We start from the raw sequence: 11,118 nt of genomic DNA, 5'->3' as shown, positions 1-11,118 counted from the left end.
CGCGCGGTGTGCGCCCACCGGACTCCCGGTGTTGAGAGGCGCCCTGGTGTTGCGATTGGACGAATACGCCTTAGCGCTGTGGCTGTGACTGCGGTTCGGTCTTGGGTGCCTGGTTGCCGGTGGGCGCACACCGCGCGTCATCAATGCATGCAGGTGCCTCGCTCAGGACCATGGCGGGGACCTGAGGCGTCCGTCAGCCACTGTACCTCGCCCCAAGACATCTACGAGCAGCGCGCGAGGCGCAGCTCTTGCCATTCCAGAATCCCCAATCCCAGCCAAGCAAGATTGCCCGCCTACCGGCGCCTCGCTACAGTGGCGCCATGCCCAGCCTGATCCTGTTGATGATCGCCGGCGCCGCGGTGTTCGCGTTCTGGAACGCCTCGCGTGCGGCCGCCGAACGCGCCGAAGTCCTCGGCCGCAACGCCTGCAAGGCCGCCGACGTGCAGTGGCTGGACCAGAGCGTGCACGGCACCGGCCTGCGCCTGCGGCGCCTGCCCAACGGCTGGCTCGGCTTCGAGCGTAGCTTCCGCTTCGACTATTCCTACGATGGCACCGACCGCCACAGCGGGCGCCTGGTGCTGCTCGGCGATCAGCTGATCGCGTTCACCGGGCCGTCAGTCGCCAGCGTGAGCAGCCTGCAGGAAGCCCGCGCGCAGCGCGACTGAGCCGTGCACCACGGCCGCGCACCGATGCCGATACCGATGGCGTGCGGCGTGTCGGGCGACAGCGAAGCTGAGTGCGCGGGCGATGCGCATGCCACCTGAAATGGACGGCGAATGTAGCAGCGGCTTCAGCCGCGATGGGTGTTACCGGTAATGCCGTCGCGGCTGAAGCTGCTCCTACGACAGAAAAACGCGGTGTGCGGTGCACGAGCACCGAAAACGCCAACGTTGGGTGGGTGAAGCGCAGCCACCGAGGCCGCGCATCGACTAATTACTTGACCACGCGCAGGCGCGGCCGCTTGCCGGCGTCGTCGGATCCGCCCGGCCGCGGCGGTGGCGGGGTGTCGTCGCCCGGCGGCTCGCTGGCGCCGTGGATGTCGTCCGGCAGCGCCATGCCCTGCCCGGTTTCGCGTGCATAGACCGCCAGCACTGCGGACATCGGCACCTGCACCGGGTAGCTGACGCCACCGAAGCGGGCGGTGAAGCTGACCCCCTCGTTGTCGATCTGCAGCCGCACCACCGCACGCTCGGCGATGTTCAGCACCACCCGCCCGTCCTTGACCGCGCTCGGCGGCACCTGGACGCCGGGCAGGCCCGCATCCACCAGGATGTGCGGGGTCATGCCGTTGTCGTTGATCCATTCCACCAGCGCCCGCAGCAGGTACGGGCGATGGCTGGTCATGCGGGAAGTGTCGTCGCTCATGCGCCCATTCTACGTGCCGGCGCGCGATGCCGGTACAGCTCGGAAGACAATGGAGACGGCGCGGCGGACAGCATCATGCCGGCAGGTCGCGCAGTTTCTTTTCCTGATCGGTCAGGCTGCGGATGAACCCCGGATTGCGGAAGATGCGGTTGCCGTAATCCTCGATCGCCTTGCCGTCCTTCGGCAGCGGGATGTCCAGTGCCTGCAGGCGCCAGATGATCGGCGCCATCGCGCAGTCGGCCAGGCTCATCTCCGGATTGAGGAAGAACTTGCTGGCCTTGAACAGCGGCACCGAGGCGGTCAGCAGTTCCTTCAGCCGCTTGCGCCCGGCTTCGGCCTGGGCCTTGTTGCCGAGCTGGATCGCCTGCACCTGCGGCACCCAGTCGTGCTCGATGCGCAGCATCGCCAGGCGCAGGCGCGCGCGCGAAAGCGGGTCGACCGGCATCAGCGGCGGATGCGGATAGCGCTCGTCCAGGTACTCGCTGACCACCGAGGCGGCGTACAGCACCAGCTCGCGCTCGACCAGGGTCGGCACCGAGTGGTAGGGATTCAGGTCGATCAGGTCTTCCGGCGGATTCTGCGGATCCACCGCCACGAAATCGTAGGTCACGCCCTTGGCCGCGAGCACCAGGCGGACGCGGTGGCACAGGACATCATCCGTGGAGGAAAACAACGTCAAGGTATTTCGCATGCGCAAACTCGCCGCCATTCAAGGCTCTCCGACGGCCGGAATCCGCCGGCCGCATCGACGCCGCCCGCACATTGCGGACGGTCGTCACGGCCCCTGAGTGTGCAACCCTCGCTCACAAAAGCCAATAGGATGAACAGGGGATCGGCTCAGCAACGGTGCAGCCGGGACGCGGCCGAAACGGCCGCGACTCAATGCACGTCCTTCCAGTATTCCTTCTTCAGCAGATAGGCCAGGAAGGTCAGCAGCGCCAGGAACAGCACCACCCACACGCCCAGGTTCTGCCGCTTCAGCGCCGCCGGCTCGCCGGCGTATTCGAGGAAATTGCTGATGTCGCGCACTGTCTGGTCGAACTCGACCGGGCTCTGCTTGCCCGGCGTCGCCAGTTGCAGCCGCTCCACCGGCTTGTCCACGCCCGGCTGCTCGGCCTTGCCGTAGACCGGCTGCTGCAGGCCCTGCAGGTCCCACAGCGGATTGGGCATGGAGGCGTTGGCGAACAGCTTGTTGTTCCAGCCCAGCGGCCGCGACTGGTCGAGATAGAACGACTTGAGGTAGGTGTAGACCCAGTCGGTGCCGCGCACGCGGGCGATCAGGCTCAGGTCCGGCGGCGCCTTGCCGAACCATTTGGTCGCCGCATCGTGCGGCATCGCCGTCTCGATGTGTTCGCCGATCTTGGCGCCGGTGAAGTTGAGGTTGTGCATCACCTCGTCCTCGCTCAGGCCCAGATCCTCGGCCATGCGCTGGTAGCGCAGGTACTTCAGCGAATGACAGCCGGAACAGTAGTTCATGAACAGCTTGGCGCCGCGCTGCAGCGAGGCGCGGTCGCCCAGGTCGTTGCCGGCCTGCAGGGTGGCGGCACCCTCGGCGGCCATGGCCGAGGCGGACAGCAGCAAGGCCGACGCGACGCCGGCGAGCACAGCGATCAGGCGCTTAGTCATGGCTGCTCACCCGCTCCGGCACCGGCTTGGTTCGATCCAGCGAGGTCCATATCGGCATCGTCAGGAAGAAGGCGAAATACAGCACGGTCAGCACGCGGCCGATGTAGGTCTCGATGATCTCGGTACCGGGGCCGGAGCCGATCACGCCCAGCCAGACGAAGCACACCGCAAGAATCCCCAGCATCACCCGCGAGATCCAGCCGCGGTAGCGGATCGACTTGACCTTGGCGCGATCCAGCCACGGCACCAGGAACAGGATCGCTATCGCCGAGAACATCACCAGCACGCCGCCGAGCTTGTTCGGCACCACCCGCAACATCGCGTAGTACGGGGTGTAGTACCAGACCGGCTTGATGTGCTCCGGCGTCACCAGGCGGTTGGCCTCGGTGAAGTTGTCGTGCTCCAGGAACAGGCCGCCGAAGCCGGGCGCGAAGAAGATGATGAAGGCGCCGATCATCAGCAGGAAGCCGACGCCGACCAGGTCCTTGACCGTGTAGTACGGATGGAACGGGATGCCGTCGGCCGGCTTGTTCGGGCTCCAACGGTTGCCCTTGGGCCCCTTCTTGATCTCCACGCCGTCGGGATTGTTGGAACCGACCTCGTGCAGCGCGCCCAGGTGCAGCACCACCAGCAGCAGCAGCACCAGCGGCAGGGCGATCACGTGCAGGGCGAAGAAGCGGTTGAGGGTGGCATCGGACGGCAGGTAATCGCCCATGATCCATTCGGTCAGGCCGTTGCCGATCACCGGGATGGCGCCGAACAGCGAGATGATCACCTTCGCGCCCCAGAACGACATCTGCCCCCAGGGCAGCACGTAGCCCATGAAGGCTTCGGCCATCAGCACCAGGTAGATCAGCATGCCGAGGATCCACACCAGCTCGCGCGGCTTCTTGTAGCTGCCGTACATCAGCCCGCGGAACATGTGCAGGTACACCACGATGAAGAACAGCGAGGCGCCGGTGGAGTGCATGTAGCGGATCAGCCAGCCCCACTCGACGTCGCGCATGATGTACTCGACCGAGTTGAACGCCTCGGCCGCGCTGGTCTTGTAGTGCATCGTCAGGAAGATGCCGGTGACGATCTGGTTGACCAGCACCACCATCGCCAGCGAGCCGAAGTAGTACCAGAGGTTGAAGTTCTTCGGCGCGTAGTACTCGGTGACGTGCTTGCGGTAGAACGGCATCAGCCCGGGAGCGCGCTCGTTGACCCAGTCGAACACGTTGCCCGCGGTGCGGGTGAGGATGTTGTCGGCCATGACTTACGCCCCTCCCTTCGCGGACGCGCTCGGGTCCACGCCGATCACCAGCGTGTTGTCGTCCTGGTAGTGGTGCGGCGGCACCAGCAGGTTGATCGGCGCCGGCACGCCCTGGAACACGCGGCCGGACATGTCGAAGCGCGACTTGTGGCAGGGGCAGAAATAGCCGCCCTTCCAGTCGGGGTCGTAGGGTTCGGGGCGGATCTCGGCGACCATTTCCGGCGAGCAGCCCAGATGGGTGCACAGGCCGACCAGCACCGAGACATCGGGCTTGATCGAGCGGTACTCCGGATTCTTCAGCACGTAGTCCGGCTGCTGGTCCTTGTTGGTGGACTCCGGATCCTTGAGCCGGCTATCCAGCGACGGCAACGCATCGAGCATCGCCTTGGAGCGCTTGACGATCCAGATCGGCTGGCCGCGCCATTCCAGGATCAGGCGCTGCCCTTCCTGCAGGGCGCTGATGTCGGCGGTGACCGGCGCGCCGGCCAGCTTGGCCTTTGCGCTCGGATTCCAGGACTTGATGAAAGGAACCGCGACGAACCCCGCACCGACCGCGCCCACGACGGACGTGGTGGCGGTGAGAAAGCGGCGGCGTCCTACATTTACAGAATCGTTGACCCCATCGTTGGCCATCCGGCACTCCGATCTGTGATTGGGTAGCGTGAGGCTGCCAGCAGCTCGGTGGGGGTCGAGCCGCACTGAATCCACTGCAGTGTAGCGGAACCCTTAACGCGCCGACAATGGACGCGCAACGCCTCCTGCCGGGCCGCGGCGACGGCTCAATGCGCGGTCGCCAGCACGCCGCGGTAGCGCTCGGCGAGCACGCCCACCCGCTGCACGTAGCGTTGGGTCTCGCTGTACGGCGGCACCCCGCCGTGTTTGTCTACCGCGCCTTCGCCGGCGTTGTAGCCGGCCGCGGCCAGGCTGAGGTTGCCGTTGAAGCGCTTCAGCAGCCACGCTAGGTACTGCACGCCGCCGCGAATGTTTTGCGCTGCATCAAACGAATCGCTGACGCCGAAGCGGCGCGCGGTCGGCGGCATCAGCTGCATCAGCCCCTGCGCACCGGCGCGGCTGAGGGCCGTCGGGTTGTAGGCGGACTCGGCGTGGATGATGGCGCGCACCACCGCTTCGTCGACACCGTACTCGCGCGCGGCGGCGGCGATCTCGCTCTGGTAGGCGGTGGTGTTCAGGCGCACCGCACCGAAGTTGACCCCCGGATTGGCGCAGGCGTAGCAGGTTTCCATGAAGCTGTAGCGGATCGTGCGCACCGCGCCGAGATTGGCGACCTGGGTCGGACGCGCACTGGTGTAGTGGCGCACGCCGTCCTTCATGTACGAATACAGCTGCCCGCTGACCAGGCGCCGCGGCGCGCCACTGCTGCTGGGCGACACCGGGGCGACCCGGTTGGGCACGGCGTTGGCGGTCACCGGGGCCGGGGCCGCGACCGGCGCGCTGATCAGGGTGGCCGGCGCCACGGTGCCGGCGCTGGCGATGACGCCGCGGCTGGGCGGCCGCTCGGTGCTGGCCCTGGCCGGCGCAGGCGCCGGGGCGGTCCGCGCGGCGCGGCGGTCGGGGGTGTAGCGGCCGATCACGCTGCAGCTGGCGCCGGACACGCGCTTGCTGCCGTAGCTGGGCACGCCGTCGTTGCCGGTGCACTTGTACAGGGTGCCGGCGCTGGCCGGCGCAGCCGTCAACGTGGCGAGTCCCAGCCCCAGGAGCCACAGCATCCCCTTCATGGCGGCGAGTGTCCCAACTTCCCCGCCGCTTGCCAAGTCCGCACCGCCCGGGGCCGGAGCAGCGCCGGGCGGCCAGTGCGCCCTCCCCGTCCGTATCACCTACTCCACCGGTGCCGGCTCCGGCACCTGCTCCAGCAACGCGTTCAGCACCCCGCGCAGCGCCGTCCGCACCTCGGCCGTGGCCTCCAGCCCTGCGAACGGCACGCCGATGGTCAGCAATTGCGCCGCCAGCCACGGCACCGCGTCGGCCAGCAGCGACAGCCGGCAGTGGCCGTCGGCCTCGTCCTGCAGGGTGCCGCACCACAGTGGAATGCGCGCCCCCAGCTCGGCGGCGCTGCCACGCAGCCGCACACTGAGGGCGAACCCCATCGCCTGCGGGCTGTAGCGGATCGCCGCGTCGACCATGGCCGCCGGTTCCTGCGGCGGCAGGCGCAACGCCACCGCCGCGCCGAGCTGCAGGGGCGGCACGATGCGTTCGGCGCGGAAGGTGCGCCAGTCGGCACGATCGCGGTCCCAGGCCAGCAGGTACCAGCGGCGGCCGGCGTTGACCAGGCGCAAGGGCTCGACCAGCCGCTCGCTGGCGCGCCCGGAATGGTCGCGGTAGACGAAACCGAGCAGGCGCCGGTCGCGGCAGGCGCTGGCGACCCCGATCAGCACTCGCGTGTCCGGCCGTAGCGGGTCCTGGCCCAGCGCCAGGGTCGCCCCCTGCAAGGCCTCGGCGCGCTGGCGCACCCGCGTCGGCAGCAGCGGTTCGAGCTTGGCCAGCACCCGCACCGCGGTGTCCTCCAGGCCGGCCATGCTGGCGCAGGCCGCGCGCAGCGCCACCGCGACCGCCACCGCCTCGTCCTCCTCGAACAGCAGCGGCAACATCTGCGCGCCGGCCGCCAGCCGGTACCCGCCGCCGACCCCGGCCGCGGCCTCCACGGCGTAGCCCAGCGCGCGCAGCCGCTCCACGTCGCGGCGCAGGCTGCGCCGGTCCACGCCGAGCCGCGCGGCCAGCTCGGCGCCGGACCACAGCCGGCGGGTCTGCAGCAGGGCGATCAGGCGCAACAGGCGGGCGGCGGGCGATGACATCGGCGCACGCTATTGCGGACAGGATCTGTCCGCAATGGGGTCTAGGGTGTTCGCACCGACCAGCCAGGAGCCGCCCATGACCAGCGACCGCCACATCACCCTGTTCCACAACCCGCATTCGCGCTCGCGCGGCGTGCTGATCCTGCTCGAGGAACTGGGCGCCGACTACGCCATCGAGCGCATCGACTTCGACCGGCAGGCGCAACTGGCGCCGGACTACCTGGCGATCAACCCGATGGGCAAGGTGCCGGCGATCGTGCACGCCGGCGCGGTGGTGACCGAGCAGGGCGCGATCTACCCCTACCTGGCCGACCTGTATCCCGAGGCCGGGCTGGCACCGCCGATCGGCGACCCGCTGCGCGGCCCCTACCTGCGCTGGCTGGCGTTCTACGGCGCCTGCTTCGAACCGGCCCTGGTCGACCGAGCGCTCAAGCGCGAGCCGCCACCGCGGGCGATGTCGCCCTATGCCGACTGCGATACCGTGCTGACGGTGGTGGACGCGCAACTGGCGCGCGGCGATTACCTGCTCGGCGCGCGTTGCAGCGCCGCCGACGTGCTGTGGGGCAGCGCGCTGGGCTGGATGCTGCAGTTCGGCCTGCTCGACCCGCCGGCGCCGACCCGCGCCTACGCCGCGCGCATGGCGGCGCGGCCGGCGGTGCAGCGCGCGCTGGCGGTGGATGCCGCCGCGGGCTAGCGTCCTGCGCTGGCGCGCCGGCACGGGTAAACTAGCCGGCTTCCTTTCCACCCGCCTGGATTAAGCGCCATGCCCGGGACCGTCCTGCATCCCCTGCCCTCCGCCGGCACCGCCGCCGCACCCGCGCCGGTGCGCGGCAAGCTGTACATCAAGACCCACGGTTGCCAGATGAACGAGTACGACTCGGCCAAGATGGCCGACGTGCTCGCCGCATCCGAAGGCCTGGAGCTGACCGACAACCCCGAAGAAGCGGACGTGGTCCTGGTCAACACCTGCTCGATCCGTGAGAAGGCGCAGGAAAAGGTGTTCAGCCAGCTCGGCCGCTGGAAGGCGCTGAAGGCCGGCGGCAAGCCGGTGATCATCGGCGTCGGCGGCTGCGTCGCCTCGCAGGAAGGCGAGGCGATCGTCAAGCGCGCGCCCTACGTGGACCTGGTGTTCGGCCCGCAGACCCTGCACCGGCTGCCGGAGCTGATCCGCGCGCGCCGCGAATCAGGCAAGTCGCAGGTGGACATCAGCTTCCCCGAGGTCGAGAAGTTCGACCGCCTGCCGGAGCCGCGCGCCGAAGGTCCTTCAGCCTTCGTGTCGATCATGGAAGGCTGCTCCAAATACTGCTCGTTCTGCGTGGTGCCCTACACCCGCGGCGAGGAGATCAGCCGCCCGTTCGAGGACGTGCTCGTAGAAGTGGCGCAACTGGCCGCGCAGGGCGTGCGCGAGATCAACCTGCTCGGCCAGAACGTCAACGCCTACCGCGGGCCCTATGCCGACGCCGAGGCCGGCGAGGAGACGCAGCACGCCGACCTGGGCCTGCTGATCCGCAGCATCGCGCAGGTCGAGGGCATTGGCCGGATTCGCTTCACCACCTCGCATCCGCTGGAATTCAGCGACTCGCTGGTGGAGGCCTACCGCGACGTGCCGCAGCTGGCCAACTATCTGCACCTGCCGGTACAGGCCGGCAGCGACCGCATCCTCAGCGCGATGAAGCGCGGCTACACCGCACTGGAGTTCAAGCAGAAGATCCGCAAGCTGCGCGCGGTGCGTCCGGACATCTCGATCAGCTCGGATTTCATCGTCGGTTTTCCCGGCGAGAGCGACGCCGACTTCGACAAGACCATGAAGCTCATCGAGGACGTGGGCTTCGACCAGAGCTTCTCCTTCATCTACTCGCGACGCCCGGGCACGCCCGCCGCCGACCTGGAAGACGACACGCCCGAGGCGGTCAAGCATGCGCGGCTGGCGCGGTTGCAGGCGCACATCAATGCGCATGCGCAGCAGATCTCGCAGGGGATGATCGGCAGCGTGCAGACCGTGCTGGTGGAAGGCCCGTCGAAGAAGAACCCGGCCGAGCTGACCGGCAAGACCGAGAACATGCGCTCGGTGAACTTCCCCGGCCACCCTCGCCTGATCGGCCAGTTCGTCGAGGTGACGATCACAGAGGCGCTGAGCAATTCGCTGCGCGGCCGCCTGCACCTGGCCGAGGACGACGCCGCGGCCTGAGCGGCGCCGGGCGCGCGCTAGTCGAGCGCGCTGAGGAAGCGCTCGCCGCGCGGGCCGATCTGCACCGCCCGCGAATCCGGCACGCGCCGGGCCAGGCCGGTGTCGAGGAGATACCGGAGCAAGGCGCTGCCCAGCGCACCGGCAACGTGGTCGCGGCGCTCGCTCCAGTCCAGGCACGGCCGGCACAGCGGCCGCCGCGACGCACGCAGCGCCGCCACGTCGATGCCGATCGCCGCGCACCAGGCGGCACCGGATGCGCTCAAGGCCATGCCGTCGCTGCACAGCAGATGCCCACGCGCTTCCATCTGTTGGCGCCAGCGGATCGCCAGTTCGCCGGCAAGGTGGTCGTAGCACACCCGCGCCCGGCGCAAGGCGGGATCGGCCGGGCCCACCCGCCGCGTCATCGGCGGCGGCGCCAGTCCCATCATCGCCTCGACCGCCGCGGCGACGTCTGCGCCGGCCAGACGGAAATAGCGGTGTCGCCCTTGGCGCGCCACCGCGAGCAAGCCGGCGTCGACCAGTTGCGACAAGTGCCGGCTCGCAGTCGACGGCGCCACCGCGCCGTCCAGCGCCAGTTCGCTGGCAGTGCGCGCCTGTCCGCTCATCAACGCCGCCAGCATGCGACTGCGCGCCGGGTCGCCGAGCAGAAAGGCGGCACGTGCAAGCAGGGTGTCCTCGCTCATGCTTCGATTCTAGACGAAGCATGCCGCCACGCTGGCGCCTACCTTGCCTGCTCCCCACACGAGGCAGACGCATGACCGACACGCTGCACCACTACGCTTCGCAGTTGCGCTGGACCGGCAACCGCGGCAACGGCACCGCCGACTACAGCCACTATGGCCGCGACTACACGCTGCAGATTCCCGGCAAGGCGGCACTGCCAGGCAGCGCCGACCCGCTCTTCCTCGGCGACCCGGCGCTGCACAATCCGGAAGACCTGTTCGTCGGCGCTCTCGCCGCCTGCCACATGCTCACCTACCTGGCGCTGTGCGCGCATGCCGGCATCCAGGTACTGGCCTACGAGGACCAGGCCCAGGGCTGGCTGGAGATGCGCCCCGGCCAGGGCGGACGCTTTCGCGAGGTGGCGCTGGCGCCGCGCGTGACCATCGCGGCGGACAGCGACGCGCACCGCGCGCAGGCCTTGCACGCACAGGCCCACGCGCAGTGCTTCATCGCCAACAGCTGCGCCATGCCGTTGCGTTGCGAGGCGACGATCGTGCGCCCGGGCGAGCCGCCGGAGGCCGCGCGATGAAGGACGTCGAAATCCACCTCGAAGACCGCCCCGGCGCCCTGTCCGCCATGGCCCAGGCACTCGGCGCGGCCGGCATCAGCATCGAAGGCGGCGGCGTGTGGCGCGTGGACGGGCGCGCGGTCGCGCACTTCCTGTTCGATGCCGCCGCACCGGCAAGCGAGACCTTGCGCGCGCACGGTTTCCACGTGGCCGCCGAACACCCGGTGGTGAGCCTGCGCCTGGACCAGGACACGCCGGGACAGCTCGGCCTGCTGACCGGCATGCTCGGCGCCGCCGGCATCAACATCGCCGTGCAGTACAGCGACCACCACGGGCACCTGATCCTGGTCGTGGACGACCCCGCCGGTGCACGCGCGATTGCGGACGCCTGGATGCGGGCGCGCGGCGCGCGGTGTTTAGACGGCGCTGGCGATGGTGATCGCCGCCAAGGCACGTCATAACCGATCCCGGAAAAGACGAACGCCGTTACCACGGATGCATCGCCGGCCGCACGGGTGCGATTTTTTCGCCAGCACAGGGCGGCGCCTTGCGTGGCAAGGCGTTCGCGCGGTTGTCCACAGGCTTCTGGACAATCGATCCACATGCATTGTGGACAACGTTGCCATTGCCGCGACGCGTAGGT

Annotated in this window: 13 protein-coding genes; 5 read left to right on the top strand and 8 right to left on the bottom strand. The window is 68.9% G+C overall.

Annotation, left to right across the window (positions count from 1 at the left end; translation table 11 throughout):
* Positions 1-320: 320 nt before the first annotated feature.
* Entirely contained in the window at positions 321-665 is a 345-nt protein-coding gene (locus CEK68_RS16930; protein WP_152240072.1) for a DUF3301 domain-containing protein, read from the top strand.
* A gap of 268 nt (positions 666-933) precedes the next feature.
* Here the strand turns inward: CEK68_RS16930 and CEK68_RS16925 are convergent, their stop codons facing one another.
* The 7 genes from CEK68_RS16925 to CEK68_RS16895 form a co-directional block, all read right to left on the bottom strand.
* Positions 934-1,365, bottom strand: coding sequence for a ClpXP protease specificity-enhancing factor (locus tag CEK68_RS16925; protein WP_152236429.1), 432 nt, complete (start codon positions 1,363-1,365; stop codon positions 934-936).
* 73 nt (positions 1,366-1,438) lie between these two features.
* On the bottom strand, positions 1,439-2,074 hold the full coding sequence (locus CEK68_RS16920; protein WP_010342124.1) for a glutathione S-transferase N-terminal domain-containing protein: 636 nt from the start codon (positions 2,072-2,074) through the stop codon (positions 1,439-1,441).
* Between the two features lie 170 nt (positions 2,075-2,244).
* Positions 2,245-2,991, bottom strand: a complete 747-nt coding sequence (locus tag CEK68_RS16915) for a cytochrome c1 (protein WP_026144236.1) — start codon at positions 2,989-2,991, stop codon at positions 2,245-2,247.
* On the bottom strand, positions 2,984-4,246 hold the full coding sequence (locus tag CEK68_RS16910) for a cytochrome bc complex cytochrome b subunit (protein WP_017908207.1): 1,263 nt from the start codon (positions 4,244-4,246) through the stop codon (positions 2,984-2,986). The genes CEK68_RS16915 and CEK68_RS16910 overlap by 8 nt, the downstream gene beginning before the upstream one ends.
* Positions 4,247-4,249: 3 nt before the next feature.
* The gene (petA, locus tag CEK68_RS16905; RefSeq protein ID WP_026143542.1) at positions 4,250-4,879 is read right to left on the bottom strand and encodes a ubiquinol-cytochrome c reductase iron-sulfur subunit; all 630 of its coding nucleotides are present in this window, start codon (positions 4,877-4,879) and stop codon (positions 4,250-4,252) included.
* Between the two features lie 146 nt (positions 4,880-5,025).
* The gene (locus CEK68_RS16900) at positions 5,026-5,982 is read right to left on the bottom strand and encodes a lytic transglycosylase domain-containing protein (protein WP_152240071.1); all 957 of its coding nucleotides are present in this window, start codon (positions 5,980-5,982) and stop codon (positions 5,026-5,028) included.
* A gap of 99 nt (positions 5,983-6,081) precedes the next feature.
* Complete coding sequence (locus tag CEK68_RS16895) at positions 6,082-7,056, bottom strand: WYL domain-containing protein (protein WP_152240070.1); 975 nt, start codon at positions 7,054-7,056, stop codon at positions 6,082-6,084.
* Between the two features lie 76 nt (positions 7,057-7,132).
* Here CEK68_RS16895 and CEK68_RS16890 point away from each other — a divergent pair, with 76 nt between their 5' ends.
* Together CEK68_RS16890 and miaB are read left to right on the top strand one after the other, a co-directional pair.
* Entirely contained in the window at positions 7,133-7,750 is a 618-nt protein-coding gene (locus CEK68_RS16890; RefSeq protein ID WP_152240069.1) for a glutathione S-transferase, read from the top strand.
* Positions 7,751-7,819: 69 nt separating this feature from the next.
* On the top strand, positions 7,820-9,244 hold the full coding sequence (gene miaB, locus CEK68_RS16885) for a tRNA (N6-isopentenyl adenosine(37)-C2)-methylthiotransferase MiaB (protein WP_152240068.1): 1,425 nt from the start codon (positions 7,820-7,822) through the stop codon (positions 9,242-9,244).
* A 17-nt stretch (positions 9,245-9,261) separates the two neighbouring features.
* Here miaB and CEK68_RS16880 read toward each other — a convergent pair whose 3' ends face one another.
* Entirely contained in the window at positions 9,262-9,927 is a 666-nt protein-coding gene (locus CEK68_RS16880; protein ID WP_152240067.1) for a winged helix-turn-helix domain-containing protein, read from the bottom strand.
* Positions 9,928-9,998: 71 nt separating this feature from the next.
* Between CEK68_RS16880 and CEK68_RS16875 the strand changes: the two genes are divergently transcribed.
* Positions 9,999-10,496: an OsmC family protein gene (locus CEK68_RS16875; protein WP_152240066.1), complete on the top strand. Its 498-nt coding sequence runs from the start codon at positions 9,999-10,001 to the stop codon at positions 10,494-10,496.
* Positions 10,493-10,936: an ACT domain-containing protein gene (locus CEK68_RS16870; RefSeq protein ID WP_152240065.1), complete on the top strand. Its 444-nt coding sequence runs from the start codon at positions 10,493-10,495 to the stop codon at positions 10,934-10,936. The genes CEK68_RS16875 and CEK68_RS16870 overlap by 4 nt, the downstream gene beginning before the upstream one ends.
* The last annotated feature ends 182 nt before the right edge of the window (positions 10,937-11,118 follow it).

It is taken from the genome of Xanthomonas sp. LMG 12461 (assembly GCF_009192935.1).
Classification (GTDB): Bacteria; Pseudomonadota; Gammaproteobacteria; order Xanthomonadales; family Xanthomonadaceae; genus Xanthomonas_A; species Xanthomonas_A sontii.
Note: the sequence above shows the minus strand (reverse complement) of the source record. Positions and strands in the feature narration are given on the sequence as shown.